Origin of the sequence: Nocardioides sp. (assembly GCF_004803405.1) — a bacterium.
Lineage (GTDB): Bacteria > Actinomycetota > Actinomycetes > Propionibacteriales > Nocardioidaceae > Nocardioides > Nocardioides vastitatis.
The window spans coordinates 1-14397 of record NZ_SSXI01000080.1 but is presented as its reverse complement, the minus strand read 5'-3'; the positions used below and the strand labels follow the sequence as shown (position 1 = coordinate 14397).

General features: G+C 70.5%; 11 protein-coding genes. 9 read left to right on the top strand and 2 right to left on the bottom strand.

What is annotated here, in order from left to right; all coding sequences use genetic code 11:
- On the top strand, positions 1-766 hold a 766-nt coding region (locus tag E7Z54_RS22965; RefSeq protein WP_168798183.1), incomplete at its 5' end, for a hypothetical protein.
- A 47-nt stretch (positions 767-813) separates the two neighbouring features.
- Here E7Z54_RS22965 and npdG read toward each other — a convergent pair.
- A complete protein-coding gene (npdG, locus tag E7Z54_RS05675) occupies positions 814-1503 on the bottom strand; it encodes an NADPH-dependent F420 reductase (RefSeq protein ID WP_136432037.1) in 690 nt (229 codons plus the stop codon).
- A gap of 155 nt (positions 1504-1658) precedes the next feature.
- Between npdG and E7Z54_RS05670 the strand changes: the two genes are divergently transcribed.
- From E7Z54_RS05670 to E7Z54_RS05635, 8 genes are all read left to right on the top strand, one after another.
- Entirely contained in the window at positions 1659-2696 is a 1038-nt protein-coding gene (locus E7Z54_RS05670; RefSeq protein WP_136432036.1) for an LLM class F420-dependent oxidoreductase, read from the top strand.
- Positions 2696-3847, top strand: a complete 1152-nt coding sequence (locus E7Z54_RS05665; RefSeq protein WP_136432035.1) for an acyl-CoA dehydrogenase family protein — start codon at positions 2696-2698, stop codon at positions 3845-3847. Before E7Z54_RS05670 ends, E7Z54_RS05665 begins: the two co-directional genes overlap by 1 nt.
- A gap of 173 nt (positions 3848-4020) precedes the next feature.
- The gene (locus tag E7Z54_RS05660) at positions 4021-6156 is read left to right on the top strand and encodes an MMPL family transporter (protein WP_136432034.1); all 2136 of its coding nucleotides are present in this window, start codon (positions 4021-4023) and stop codon (positions 6154-6156) included.
- A gap of 77 nt (positions 6157-6233) precedes the next feature.
- Positions 6234-8936, top strand: coding sequence for a bifunctional FO biosynthesis protein CofGH (locus E7Z54_RS05655; protein ID WP_136432033.1), 2703 nt, complete (start codon positions 6234-6236; stop codon positions 8934-8936).
- A gap of 145 nt (positions 8937-9081) precedes the next feature.
- Complete coding sequence (locus E7Z54_RS05650; RefSeq protein ID WP_136432032.1) at positions 9082-10164, top strand: sugar ABC transporter substrate-binding protein; 1083 nt, start codon at positions 9082-9084, stop codon at positions 10162-10164.
- A gap of 101 nt (positions 10165-10265) precedes the next feature.
- Positions 10266-11090, top strand: a complete 825-nt coding sequence (locus E7Z54_RS05645) for an ATP-binding cassette domain-containing protein (protein ID WP_136432031.1) — start codon at positions 10266-10268, stop codon at positions 11088-11090.
- A 10-nt stretch (positions 11091-11100) separates the two neighbouring features.
- Entirely contained in the window at positions 11101-12396 is a 1296-nt protein-coding gene (locus E7Z54_RS05640) for a sugar ABC transporter permease (protein WP_136432030.1), read from the top strand.
- Between the two features lie 2 nt (positions 12397-12398).
- Entirely contained in the window at positions 12399-13625 is a 1227-nt protein-coding gene (locus E7Z54_RS05635; protein ID WP_136432029.1) for an ROK family transcriptional regulator, read from the top strand.
- Positions 13626-13643: 18 nt separating this feature from the next.
- On the opposite strand, the gene E7Z54_RS05630 is transcribed toward E7Z54_RS05635, so the two are convergent.
- A partial coding sequence (locus E7Z54_RS05630) for an ROK family protein (RefSeq protein ID WP_136432028.1) occupies positions 13644-14397 on the bottom strand: 754 nt, incomplete at its 5' end.

The window sequence follows — 14397 nt, the reverse complement described above, 5'->3', positions numbered from 1 at the left end:
AGAGGGCGAGGCGGACCCGCTGGACGCGCCGGCCGACGCCGGCCCGGACGCGGTGCCCGACGGGGCCGTGTCCGTGCGGCTGTGCCAGGGCGCGGGCACTCCCATCGATGCGCCGGACGACGCCCTGATCTCCAACGTCGGAACCATGGTGGCGCTGGTCAACGGGCTGGAGAAGACGGAGAAGCCCGAGGTCTGCACGATGGACCTCGGACCCGGCTATCGCCTGGTCTTCGGGTACGACGACGGGTCGACCTTCGTCGTCTCCGGTCGGCTGTACGGGTGCCGTGAGCTGGTCGTGGGCAGCGGCTATCGGGCCGACGCGCAGGCGCCGTGGGGCCGGTTCATCGATCTCCTTCGCGAGCAGCGCGCGGGCCTGGACCCGCCGGCGCCGCCCGACGTCTCGGCCGCGGACTGCGCGATCCAGCCCGCACCCTCTCCCGTGGGACTGCCGCAGGACCTCGCGGTGGCGGCGCTGTGCATCGGCTCCCGGCGCGCGGAGATCTCTGCCGAGGACCTGGCGCTGCTGGTCGAGGACATGAGGGCGCACACCGAGCCAGGCGTCGCGTATCCGGACTGCGGCGACGCGCCGCCGTACCCGAGCATCGACGGCATCGGCGCGTGGGGCGACCGGATCACGATCAGGTCCGAGTGCGGCATCGGCTTCTTCCCGATCTTCGACGCCTCGGGGACCACGCTCGGATCGACCTGGATCGCCGGGGACGACGCACGGAAAGTGATCCAGCGCCTCATCGACCGGGCGAGCTGAGCGGGTCTCGGGACGGTTGCTGCGCAACCTCCTCGACCGACGGGCGGTCAGTGACCTTGGTCGAGGCCGGTGACCCGGATCCCGGAGTGCACCTTGTACTTCCGGTTGATCGAGATCAAGACGGCGGTGAACGGCTCGAGCACGCGTGCCAGCCGCAGCTTGCCGCCGTCGACGCCGGGCCGACCGGTGACCGAGGCGGCGAGGTCGATCGCGACCTGCTTGCCTTCGACCGAGTCGCCCACGACGATGACGTCCTCGTCGAGGAACTCCTCCTCGCCCCACAGGCCGACCGCGGACACGTTGTGGAACGCACCCACGACGACCGCCTCGGGCTGGAGCTCGGCGGCCGACTCCGCCGCGGAGCCCTCTCCCCCGTTGACCACCCTGCCGTGCGCGCCGCGCTTGTCGAAGGCGAGCGGGTTGACGCAGGAGATCACGGTCTTGCCGGCGAGCGGCAGCGACGCGACCAGCTCGTCGTGGCCGTCGTAGGGCACGGCGAGCAGGACGACGTCGGCCGCCGTGACGGCGTCCTCGTTGGCCTTGCCGGTCACCTGCCCCGCCCCGGCGGCTCCGGCGAGCCGCTCGGTCACCTCGGCGGCGACCGCCTCGGCCTTCTCGGCCGCGCGCGAGCCCAGCACGATGTCGTGGCCGGCCTTCGCGAACCGGTAGCCCAGCCCCTTGCCCTGCGGGCCGGTGCCACCGATCACGGCGACGGTGTACAAGCTGTCTGAAGTCACTGTTCCTCCTCCTCGGGAGCGTCCCACACCGCGCCGACCTCGTCTCGCCACGGGAGACCATTGCCACCGTGACAGTAGTACTGTCACAGTTCCGTGGTGGGCCGCGGGTCGACCCACCGACGCGTCACCGGCCGGAAGGCCAGAAGGGACCTCACATGCTGCTCTCGATGCCGCTCGTGTACGCCGGCAACCCGCGCGAGTCCGCGGACCAGGTCGTCGCGCTGGAGAAGGCGGGACTCGACCGGGTCTGGGTGGCCGAGCCCTACGGCTTCGACGCCCCCACCCTGATGGGCTACCTCGCCGCCAAGACCGAGACGGTCGAGATCGCCGCGGGCATCCTCAACGTGTACTCGCGCACGCCGGGGGCACTGCTGCAGACCGCTGCCGGTCTCGACAACGTCTCCGGGGGGCGAGCGGTGCTCGGTCTCGGCGCCTCCGGTCCGCAGGTGATCGAGGGCTTCCATGGGATGCCGTACGACCGGCCGCTGACCCGCACCCGCGAGCTGATCGAGGTGCTCCGCATGGGCCTGCGCCGCGAACCGCTCGACTTCCAGGGCAAGACCATCCAGCTCCCGCTCCCCGAGGGCCAGGGACTCGGCCTGGGCAAGCCGCTCAAGCTGCTCAACCGGCCCGAGCGCGCGGACCTCCCGATCTGGGTCGCGGCCCTGGGCGACAAGAACGTCGCGATGACGGCCGAGGTCGCGGACGGCTGGCTGCCCTTCCTCTTCTACCCCGAGAAGGCCAAGCAGGTCTGGGGCGCGGCGCTCGACCGGGGCCTCGCGAAGCGCTCCGCCGACCTGGGTCCGCTGCAGATCGGCGCCGGCGGCATGGTCGCGATCGGGGAAGGCCCCGAGACCAAGGCGATGCTCGACTTCATGCGCCCGGTCTACGCGCTCTACGTCGGCGGGATGGGTGCTCGCGACAAGAACTTCTACAACCAGCTCGCCTGCGAGTACGGCTTCGAGAAGGAGGCCAAGGAGATCCAGGACCTCTACCTCTCGGGCAAGAAGAGGGAGGCGGAGGCGCTGGTGCCCCTGGAGTGGCTCGAGGCCGGCAACCTGGTCGGCCCGGCGTCGTACGTCCAGGAGCGGATCGCCGCGTTCCGCGAGGCGGGCGTCACCGACCTCTCCGTGACACCCGCGTCGGAGAACCCGGCGGAGACCATCGCACAGGTCAAGGAGTGGATCTCCTGATGCTGTCCCGGGAGAACTCGATCTACGAGACCGAGCACGAGGACTTCCGGAAGACGGTCCGGACCTTCCTCGAGCGCGAGGCGGTCCCGCATCACGACCAGTGGGAGAAGGACGGGATCGTCGACCGGCAGCTGTGGAACAAGGCCGGCGCGGCGGGCCTGCTCGGCTTCGAGATTCCCGAGGAGTACGACGGGCCCGGGATCAAGGACTTCCGCTACAACATGATCCTCGCCGAGGAGGCGGCCAAGCTCGCGATCAGCGGTCCGGGCTTCATGCTGCACAACGACGTGGTCGCGCCCTACCTGGTCACGCTGACCACCGACGAGCAGAAGCGGCGCTGGCTGCCGGGGATGGTCTCCGGCGAGATCATCACTGCGATCGCGATGACCGAGCCGGGCGCCGGCTCCGACCTGCAGGGCATCCGCACCACGGCCGTGGACAAGGGCGATCACTACATCCTGAACGGGTCCAAGACCTTCATCACCAACGGCATCCTGTCGGACCTCGTCATCGTCGTGGCCAAGACCGACCCGGACGCCGGACACAAGGGCATCAGCCTGCTCGTCGTCGAGCGTGGCATGGCGGGCTTCACCCGCGGTCGGAACCTCGACAAGCTCGGACTGAAGGCACAGGACACCGCCGAGCTCACCTTCGAGGACGTGGCGGTCCCGAAGCAGAACCTCCTGGGAGAGGAGGGCCAGGGCTTCGTCTACCTGATGGAGAACCTGCCCCAGGAGCGGATCTCGATCGCCTGCCTCGCCATCGCCGCGATCGAGGCGGTGCTCGACATGACGCTCGAGTACGTGAAGACCCGCGAGGCGTTCGGCAAGCCGATCGGCAGGTTCCAGAACACGCGGTTCACGCTGGCCGAGATGGCGACCGAGGCCTACATCGCCCGCACGTTCGTCAACCACTGCGTCGAGCGGCTCAACGACGGCACGGCCGACGCCTCGCTTGCCTCGATGGCCAAGTGGTGGACGACCGAGCTGCAGAAGAAGATCGTCGACCAGGGCCTGCAGATGCACGGCGGCTACGGCTACATGATGGAGTACCCGATCGCGAAGGCCTACGCGGACAGCCGGATCCAGACGATCTACGGCGGCACGACGGAGATCCAGAAGGAGATCATCGGGCGGTTCCTCGGCCTCTGAGCAGACCCTTCGCCCCGTACGACGGTCCCGGAGGTCACGCTCCGGCCGTCGCGCGTCCTCATGGGAGCGTCGCGGAAACAGTCGGAGTCGGACCGATGAGTCGTAGGCGAATTCAGGGTCCCCTAGGGAGGAATCCTGATGCGATTGTCCGTCCTCACTGAGAGAGTCCCCTCATGCACCGTCAGATCGCCGGAAGACTGACCGGCCCTGTCACCAAGTGGATCGTCCTGGTCGTCGTCCTGGTCGCGGCGGCTGGACTCGGCATGTTCGCCGGAAAGCTGCTCGACGTCCAGGACAACGAGATGTCCTCGTGGCTGCCGGACAGCGCGGAGTCGACTCGAGCACTCGAGAAGATCGACGCCTTCCAGGACCCCAACGACATGGGGACCACCGTCGTCTATCACAACGCGGACGGCCTGTCCGAGGACCAGCTCGCCGCGATCGAGCGGCATGCCGGGGAGATCGAGAAGATCGACGGCGTCAGCCACGTCCTCACGCCGCAGCGCGCCGCGGCGGCCGGCATCCCCGGGTCCTACGTCTCGGCCGACGGCGAGGTGGCCAAGCTCGACTTCACCATCAACCGGGGCGACGAGGTGTGGCTCGAGATGCCGGACGTCGCCCGCGAGATCCGCGAGCTGACCGAGACCGACGGCGTCGAGGTCTACCTTGCCGGAGCCGGCGGTACGACCGCCGACCAGTCCGCTGCGTTCGAGGGCTTCGAGGGCCGCCTGCTCCTCATCACGCTGCTGGCCGTGATCCTGATCCTGCTCGTCAGCTACCGCAGCCCGGTCCTGTGGGTCCTGCCGATCTTCACAGCCGTGGTCGGTCTCGGCATCTCGATGGGCCTGCTGTACTTCCTCGCCAAGTACGCCGGGCTCACCATCAACGGGCAGACGCAGTTCATCATGATGGTCCTGGTCATCGGCGCCGGCACCGACTATGCCCTCCTGCTGGTCGCCCGCTATCGCGAGGAGCTGCGGCGCCACGAGGACCGGCACGAGGCGATGGCGTTCGCGCTGCACCGGGCAGCGCCGGCGATCCTGGCGAGCGCAGCCACCGTGGTGGTCGGCCTGCTCTGCCTGATGTTCGCCGAGCTCAACTCGACCGCCGGTCTCGGTCCGGCCAATGCGGTGGCGATCGCGGTGACCTTCGTCGTGATGGTCACCCTGCTGCCCGCACTGCTGGTGATCTGCGGACGCTGGGTGTTCTGGCCCTTCGTGCCGCGTTTCGGCAGCGAGGAGCCCACGTCCTCCGGATTCTGGGCACGCGTCGGGAACGCCATCGACAGGCGTCCACGCGCGGTCTGGGTGGTCACGGCGGGCATCCTCGCCGTGCTGGCCCTCGGGTTCTTCCGGCTCGACACCTCCGGCGTTCCCTCCGACGAGATCTACACCAGCGAGGTCGATTCGGTCATCGGCCAGGAGCTGCTGACCGACCACGGACTGGAGGACTCCAGCACCCCGGTGCAGGTGATCACCGACGCAGCGAGCGCCGATGCCGTCGCCCGGGCGATGACCGGCATCGACGGCCTGGGCACGCCGCTGGAGCCGATCGTGGTCGGCGACACCGCGATGGTCATGGCGCCGCTCGAGGGCGACTCGCTCGCCGCGGAGTCCAAGGACGCCGTCGCCGAGGTGCGTGACCGCGTGCACCAGGTGTCGGACGGGGCGCTGGTCACCGGCTGGACCGCGCTGACGATGGACATCATGGAAGCGTCCGAACGCGACAACAAGGTGATCATCCCGATCGTGCTCGTCGCGGTGCTGCTGATCCTGGTGGCGCTCCTGCGGGCCCTGCTCGCTCCGCTTCTCCTGATCGGGACGGTGATCCTGTCCTTCGGCACGGCCCTGGGGATCTCAGGCCTGGTGTTCGACTTCATCTACGGCTACGACCACGTCGACCCAGGATTCCCGCTGTTCGCCTTCGTGTTCTTGGTCGCGCTCGGCATCGACTACAACATCTTCCTGATGACCCGGGTGCGCGAGGAGACCGTCACCCACGGCACGCGGAGAGGGTCGCTGATCGCCCTGTCCTCCACGGGCGGAGTGATCACCTCGGCCGGCCTCGTGCTTGCGGCGACCTTCGCGATGCTCGCGACCATGCCGATGACCTTCGCACTGCAGATCGGCACGACCATCGCGCTGGGCGTGCTCCTGGACACGATGATCGTGCGCTCGGTGCTCGTGACCGCGCTCAACCTCGACCTCGGCAGCAAGATCTGGTGGCCGAGCAGGCTCGACCGAGGTGGCGCCGGCTCGACCGAGCCGCCGAACGAGCCTGAGCACGAGATGGTCCCGGCGCTTCGGTAGCCGACGCCGTCGGGTCGGCGTCCCAACAGAACTAGAACACGTTCTCATCCGGACGCCGACCGGATAGCCTGACCCCGATGACCGACGCGCCCACCCCTCACGAGATCCGGCGCGCCCTCGCGCGCGCCGAGCGCGGTGCCGCGCTCGACGTCACCGAGGCAGCGGCGCTCCTCGCCGCCACCGGGGAGGAGCTCGACCGGCTCGCCGCCGCGGCCGCTCGGGTCCGCGACGCCGGCCTGGTCGCTGCGGGCCGGGCTCGCGTCGTGACGTACTCACCGAAGGTGTTCATCCCGGTCACCAGGCTGTGCCGGGACCGGTGCCACTACTGCACGTTCGTGGAGTCCCCGGGCCAGCTCAAGCGGGCCGGGAAGGCGATGTTCCTCTCGCCCGACGAGATCGTCGAGATCGCCCGGCAGGGCGCAGCGCTCGGCTGCCTGGAGGCGCTGTTCACCCTCGGCGACCGACCCGAGGACCGGTGGCCCGAGGCCCGGGAGTGGCTCGACCAGCAGGGCTACGACTCCACGCTGGCCTATGTGCGCGCGATGGCCGTGCGGGTGCTGGAGGAGACCGGGCTGCTCCCCCACCTCAACCCGGGCGTCATGTCGTGGGAGGAGCTGAACCGGCTCAAGCCGGTGTCCCCGTCGATGGGGATGATGCTGGAGACCACCTCACGCCGGCTCTTCGAGACCAGGGGCGAGGCCCACTACGGCTCGCCCGACAAGGACCCCGAGGTCCGGCTGCGCGTGCTGGAGGACGCCGGCCGCCACGGGATCCCGTTCACCACCGGACTCTTGGTGGGCATCGGGGAGAGCCTCACCGAGCGCGCGGAGACGATCTTCGCGCTGCGCGCGACCTCCCGTGCCTACGGCGCGGTCCAGGAGGTCATCGTCCAGAACTTCCGGGCCAAGCCCGACACCGCGATGCGCCACGCCGACGACCTGGACCTGTCCGAGTACCGCGCCGCGATCGCCGTCACCCGCCTGGTGCTCGGCCCGAAGGCCCGGGTCCAGGCGCCGCCCAACCTGGTGGACAGCTCGGTGGGCTCCGCCGAGTGCCGGCTGCTGCTCGAGGCAGGCGTCGACGACTGGGGCGGCGTCTCCCCGCTGACCCCGGATCACGTCAACCCCGAGCGCCCCTGGCCCAGCCTGGACCGGCTCCGCGCCATCACCGAGGAGTGCGGCTTCGAGCTCAGGGCGCGGCTGACGGTCCATCCCGAGTACGTCGTCGGCTCCCTCCACCGCGGCGAGGCGTGGCTCGACCCGCGCGTCGCCGGCCACGTCGCCGCCCTCGCCACCCCCGACGGCCTGGCCGTCCCCGGCATCAGGCCCACCGGCCGACCGTGGCAGGAGCCCGACGGGGGCTCCGGGACCGACCACGGCTGGGGTCGCACCGACCTGCACGAGTCCGTCGACAGCGAGGGCCGCACCGAGGACCGCCGCGGCGACTTCGCCAGCGTGTACGGCGACTGGGACACCGTGCGCGAGCAGGCGCTTCGCACTGCCTCGGGTGGCGCCGTGGTGGGGTCCGGCCCAGCGCCTGCGGCGCCTCCCGAGGGACCCCTTCGGGCCAAGAGCGGGGCCCCCGCCGCCGGCATCTCGGAGGGCTCTGCTTCGGCCGGATCGCCGGCGGCACCCCGATTGACCCGAAGGGGTCCCTCGTCCGGCGCCTCCGGCGCCGACCCGGACGCCGTGGCGGCGCTCCGTGCCGCAGAAGCCGACCCCGGCAACCTCGCCGACGCGCACGCCCTGACCCTGATGACAGCCGAGGGTGACCTGCTCCGCGAGGTGATCCGCCTGGCCGACGACCTCCGCCGGGAGACCGTCGGCGACGAGGTGACCTACGTGGTCAACCGCAACATCAACTTCACCAACGTCTGTTACGTCGGCTGCCGGTTCTGCGCGTTCGCCCAGCGTCGTACCGACGCCGACGCCTACTCGCTGTCCTACGACCAGGTCGCCGACCGGGCGCAGGAGGCCTGGGACCTGGGCGCCACCGAGGTGTGCATGCAGGGCGGCATCGACCCCCAGCTGCCCGCGACCGCGTACTTCGACCTCGTCGCCGCGGTGAAGCAGCGGGTCCCCGAGATGCACGTCCACGCCTTCTCCCCGATGGAGGTCGTCAACGGCACCGCCAGGACCGGCCTGTCGATCGAGGACTTCCTGATCAAGGCACGCGAGTCCGGGCTCGGCTCGTTGCCCGGCACCGCCGCGGAGATCCTCGACGACGAGGTCCGCTGGGTCCTCACCAAGGGCAAGCTCCCGGCCCGCACCTGGATCGAGATCGTCTCCACCGCTCACAGGCTCGGCATCCCGACCACCTCGACGATGATGTACGGCCACGTCGACAACCCGCGCCACTGGGTCAGCCACCTCCGCGTGCTCTCGCGCATCCAGGACGAGACAAGCGGGTTCACCGAGTTCGTGCCGCTGCCGTTCGTCCACACCAGCGCACCCATCTACCTCGCCGGCGTCGCCCGACCCGGGCCCACCATGCGCGACAACCTCGCGGTGCACGCCATGGCCCGGATCCTGCTGCACGGCCGGATCGCCAACATCCAGACCAGCTGGGTCAAGCTCGGCACCGACGGCACCCGCGCCATGCTCGGCGCCGGCGCCAACGACCTCGGCGGCACGCTGATGGAGGAGACCATCTCCCGGATGGCCGGCTCCGAGCACGGTTCAGCCAGGACCGTCGCCGAGCTCGAGGAGATCGGCGCCGGCATCGGCCGCCCGGTCCGCGAGCGCACCACGACGTACGGCGTGCCCGCCCGGCGGAGCTGACCCCGGGCGCCGCCCAGGCAAAAACCTGGGATTGCCTCTGGACGTGACGGCCGTCACTACATATGTTGTTCGACACAACATATGGCCCGCATCGTTAGGCACCCTCCGCACGTGCCCGGGCCGAGTTCGCAAGGAGGCGAATGACGTGAAGCGCAAGCACAGCGCAGTGGTGGCGGTGGGCCTGGGGCTCGCCCTCTCGCTCTCAGCATGTGGCTCGGACGACACCGCCGGCGACGGCGGCTCGGGCGGCGACGCCGAGGGCAAGATCGGGGTGATCCTCCCCGACACCGAGTCCTCGGTCCGCTGGGAGAGCGCCGACCGGCCGGCCCTCGAGAAGGCCTTCGAAGCGGCCGGCGTCGAGTACAGCATCCAGAACGCCGAGAACGATGTCGAGAAGATGACGCAGATCGCGGACTCGATGATCGCCGACGGAGTCACCGTCCTCGCGATCGTCAACCTCGACTCGGCCTCGGGCGCGGCGATCCAGGAGAAGGCGGCGAGCCAGGGCGTGGCCACCATCGACTACGACCGGCTGACGCTGGGCGGGTCGGCGGAGTACTACGTGTCGTTCGACAACACCGTGGTGGGCGAGCTCCAGGGCCAGGGCCTGGCCGACTGCCTCGGCGAGAAGGACGCGAACATCATCTACCTCAACGGCTCGCCGACCGACAACAACGCCACCCTCTTCTCGCAGGGCGCGCACAGCGTCCTGGACGAGATCAAGTCCTACAAGGTCGTGGGTGAGCAGGCGGTCCCGGAGTGGGACAACGAGGAGGCCGCGGTCATCTTCCAGCAGCTCTACACCCAGGCCGACGGCAAGGTGGACGGCGTGCTGGCCGCCAACGACGGGCTCGCGGGTGCCGTGATCTCGATCCTCGAGGGCAACGGTCGCGCGGGCAAGGTCCCGGTCACCGGGCAGGACGCGACGGTCGAGGGCCTGCAGAACATCCTCGCCGGCACCCAGTGCATGACGGTCTACAAGTCCGCCACGCAGGAGGCCAACGCGCTGGCCGAGGCGGCGATCGCGCTCGCCAACGGCGAGGAGGCGGAGACCACCGGCACCACCAAGGACTCCGAGAGCGGCCGCGAGGTCCCCTCGGTCCTGCTCGAGCCGAAGTCGATCACCAAGGGGAACGTCGGTGACGTGATCGAGGACGGTGGACAGACGCTCGAGGACGTCTGCACGGCGCAGTTCAAGGCCGCCTGCGCGAAGGCCGGGCTCTCCTGAGCCTCCGGTTACCCGCGCCCGCCAGGGCGGGCGCGGGTGACCACTACCCCATTAGTTGTACCGAACAACAATCACGTTCGTATCAAGCCGGAGGAAGCGACATGACCAGCACACCGGAGACGGGCACGGAGTGGCCGACGGCGGACTCGCCGTCACCCGAGCCCCTGCTGCAGCTGCGCGGGATCAACAAGAGCTTCGGTGTGGTCCATGTGCTGCACGACGTCGACTTCGCCGTCTACCCGGGCCAGGTCACCGCCCTCGTCGGCGACAACGGCGCCGGCAAGTCGACGCTCGCCAAGGTCATCGCCGGCATCTACGGACGGGACAGCGGCGACTACCTGTTCGAGGGCCATCCCGTGCACGTCAGCGGACCGCGGGACGTCGCGGCGCTCGGCGTCGAGGTGGTCTACCAGGACCTCGCGCTGTGCGACAACCTCGACATCGTCCAGAACATGTTCCTGGGCCGCGAGCTCCACAAGGGGGTGCTCCTGGACGACATGACGATGGAGGACCGCGCCCGCGAGACGCTCGCCTCCCTCTCCGTGCGCACCGTCAAGTCGGTCCGGCAGAGCGTGGCCAGCCTCTCCGGCGGCCAGCGGCAGACGGTGGCGATCGCCAAGGCCGTCCTCTGGAACTCCCGCGTCGTGCTGCTGGACGAGCCGACGGCAGCCCTCGGTGTGGCCCAGACCCGCCAGGTGCTCGACCTGGTCCGCCGGCTGGCCGACCGCGGACTCGGCGTCGTGCTGATCTCGCACAACATGAACGACGTCTTCGAGGTGGCCGACCGGATCACCGCGCTCTACCTGGGCCGGGTCGCCGCCGACGTACCGACCGAGCAGGTCACCCACAAGCAGGTCGTCGAGCTGATCACCGCCGGTCGGTCCGGTGACCTCGGCATTCGCGACGTCGCCGCGGCGACGATCTGAGGAGGCAGTCATGACCACACGTTCAGCCGGTCCCGCGACCGATGCGCCCGAGTCCGTCGGCCTCGCCGGCAGCGACTTCTCCGGTGACACCCGCACCTCCGCGACCATCGGCGACGCGTTCACCGACTACCTCAACCGGCTCCGGGGCGGCGACATGGGCTCGCTGCCCGCGCTGCTCGGCCTCGTGGTCCTCTTCACCGTCTTCAGCCTCGCTCACGACAAGTTCCTCACCACCTACAACCTCGCCAACCTCGTCGTGCAGGCCGGATCGATCTGCGTGCTCGCGATGGGCCTGGTCTTCGTGCTGCTGCTCGGCGAGATCGACCTCTCCGCCGGCGTGGCCGGTGGGGCGTCCGCGACGATCACGGCGCTGGTGATGCTGGACCACGGCTGGACCTGGTGGCTGGCCGTCCTGACCGGCGTCGGCGTCGGCGTGCTGATCGGACTGGTGATCGGGGCCCTCGTCGCCATGCTCGGGATCCCCTCCTTCGTGGTGACCCTGGCCTTCTTCCTTGCGCTGCAGGCCGTCCCACTCAAGCTGATCGGCTCGGGCGGCTCGCTGCGGTTCAACAACGAGGTGCTGCGCGGACTCTCGATCAAGAACGTGCCGGTCACCGCCGGCTGGATCGCGGCCGTCGTCATCGTGGTCGGATTCGCGGCGCTGACCCTCTGGCAGCACCGGTCGCGGGTGGCCAAGGGCCTCGTCCACAAGCCGCTCTCCTTGGTGCTGCTCCGGATCGCACTGCTCAGCGCGATCGTGCTCGGCCTGACCGCACTCCTCAACCAGAACCGCGCCGTGAACCCCGCGATCTTCAACATCAGCGGCATCCCGTGGGTGGCGCCCGTCGTGATCGCGCTGCTGCTCTTCTGGACCTTCGTGCTCACCCGGACCCGCTTCGGCCGCCACCTCTACGCCGTCGGCGGCAACGCCGAGGCGGCGCGACGGGCCGGCATCAACGTCAAGCGCATGAAGATCGCCGCGTTCGTGATCTGCTCCGGCATGGCCGCGGTCAGCGGCATCCTCGCGGCGTCGTACACCGGCAAGGTCTCGCCAGGCTCGGGCGGTGGCAACGAGCTGCTGTACGCCGTGGGCGCGGCGGTCATCGGTGGCACCAGCCTCTTCGGCGGACGCGGGCGCGCCATGGACGCGGTGGTCGGCGGCCTGGTCATCGCCACCATCCCCAACGGCCTGGGCCTGCTCGACCAGGCCTCCTACATCAACTTCCTCGTGACCGGCAGCGTGCTGCTCCTGGCCGCGAGCGTGGACGCGGTCTCACGACGCCGACGCTCAGCCAGCGGGGTCTAGCCATGGCCCCTGCCCAGCGCGGCGGCACCGGCACCAACCAGGAGGCCGTCCGGCGCCACAATCTCGGGACGCTGCTGCGGCATGTGCACGACCTCGGTGAGATCTCGCGCGCCGAGCTCACCGGACGGATGGGGCTCAACCGCTCGACCATCGCCGGACTGGTGACCGAGCTCGACTCCCTGGGACTGATCGAGCACGCGTTGCCGGCCACCGGTCGGCGGACGGCCGGGCGCCCGTCTGCGGGGGTGCGGATCCGGGACGACGGGCCGTACGTCGTCGCCGTCGACCTCGGCGTCGACAAGGCCGAGGTCGCGCGGGTCGGCCTGGGCGGGAAGGTGTGGGAGCGCGCGGGCGCGCCGATCCCCCAGGAGACCGAGGCGTGGCAGGTGGGCGCGACGGTGGCCGCCTTGATCCGTCAGGTCGTGGCGGTGTCCCCCGCGGACGCGCCGCTCATCGGCATCGGCATCGCCGTCCCCGCTCTGGTGCGGCGGAATGACGGCCTCGTGCGGCACGCACCCAACCTCGGCTGGCACGACGTCTCCTTCGGGTCGATCGTGCTCGCCGCCCTCTCGCTGGACGTGCCCATCGCGCTGGGCAACGATGCCGACCTCGGTGCCCTCGCCGAGCACCGCCGCGGCGCGGCCGTCGGCATGGACGACGTCATCTACATCTCCGGCAACGTCGGTGTCGGCGCCGGGGTGATCACCAACGGGGTCCGGCTGGAGGGCGCCGCGGGCTATGCCGGCGAGGTCGGCCACCTCTGCTTCGACCCCGACGGCGAGCGCTGCCACTGCGGCAGCAACGGCTGCTGGGAGACGGTGGTCGGCGCCCACGCGATCGCCGAGGCGATCCGGTGCCCGGCGGACCAGGTGGCACGGCTGGGCGAGGTGCTCGAGGACGTCACCGTGCCGCTGCGCGAGCTGCGTCCGGTGGCCCGGGATCTCGGCCGCGGGCTGGCCGCGGTCGTCAACGCGTTCAACCCGCGGGTGGTGATCCTCGGTGGGTACTTCCGTCCCCTGTTCCGGCTGATGGGCACCGAGGTGACCAGCGGGCTCGCCGAGCGGGCGCTGCGGCCGGCCTACGACTCGGTGCGGCTCGCGCTGCCCGGCCTCGGCAGCGACTCGGTGCTCCTGGGAGCCGCGGAGATGGCGATGGAGCCGGTGTTCGTCGACCCCGTCGCCAGTCTGGGCACCGCGGTCACCGACGCGCCGGCACGCATCGCCGGCTGACCACTCGAGCTGCGGGACCTAGCCCGCGAGGTCGAGCCCGTCGGCGTACACCTCACCGAGGGCGCGCTCCGCGGCGCCGAGCGCTGCCGACTCGGTGCCGAGCGCGCCCAGGCGCAGCTCGGGACGAGCCTGCACCCGCGCCGCGAGCGTGGCGTCGAGCTCGGCACCGGCGGGCCCGAGGATCAGGTCGCCCAGGGGCGCGAAGTACCCGCCCAGGACGATGACCTCCGGGTCGAGGACGCCGGTGACGACGGCCAGGCCACGGCCGAGCCAGCGGCCCACGTGGGTCACTCCCGCACGAACGCGAGGGTCCTCCGACGCGGCGCGGGACACCGCCACCGCGGTCTCGTCCGGTGTCGACAGCTCGTCCATCCCGACCGCCGCGAGCAGCGCGTGCAGGCCGACCGAGGCCTCCCAGCACCCGGTTCTGCCGCAGCCGCAGGGCGCGTCCGCCTCGCCGATCGGCAGGTGCCCGACCTCGCCGGCGAATCCGCGTGCGCCGCGCACCAGGCGCCCCTCGTCCACGAGTCCGGCACCGATCCCGACGGTGCCGGTCAGGTACAGCATGTGCGCCGAGCCGCGGCCCGCCCCGTGATGCAGCTCCGCCAGCGCGCCGCAGTCGGCGTCGTTGCTGACCCGCACCCGGTCCGTCCAGCCGAAGGCCGCGTCGACGGCGTCGGCCATCCCGGTGCCGGTGATCTTGAGGTTGGGCGTCCAGGCGACCGTCCGGTCGTCCTCCGCGATCAGCCCGGGGACGGCGACCGCCGCGCCG

What these genes read in the sequence shown, in the direction of transcription:
- E7Z54_RS05670 (WP_136432036.1), top strand. Translation starts at nt 1,659, where the DNA reads ATGCTGCTCTCGATGCCGCTCGTGTACGCCGGCAACCCGCGCGAGTCC.
- E7Z54_RS05665 (WP_136432035.1), top strand. Translation starts at nt 2,696, where the DNA reads ATGCTGTCCCGGGAGAACTCGATCTACGAGACCGAGCACGAGGACTTC.
- E7Z54_RS05660 (WP_136432034.1), top strand. Translation starts at nt 4,021, where the DNA reads ATGCACCGTCAGATCGCCGGAAGACTGACCGGCCCTGTCACCAAGTGG.
- E7Z54_RS05655 (WP_136432033.1), top strand. Translation starts at nt 6,234, where the DNA reads ATGACCGACGCGCCCACCCCTCACGAGATCCGGCGCGCCCTCGCGCGC.
- E7Z54_RS05645 (WP_136432031.1), top strand. Translation starts at nt 10,266, where the DNA reads ATGACCAGCACACCGGAGACGGGCACGGAGTGGCCGACGGCGGACTCG.
- E7Z54_RS05640 (WP_136432030.1), top strand. Translation starts at nt 11,101, where the DNA reads ATGACCACACGTTCAGCCGGTCCCGCGACCGATGCGCCCGAGTCCGTC.
- E7Z54_RS05635 (WP_136432029.1), top strand. Translation starts at nt 12,399, where the DNA reads ATGGCCCCTGCCCAGCGCGGCGGCACCGGCACCAACCAGGAGGCCGTC.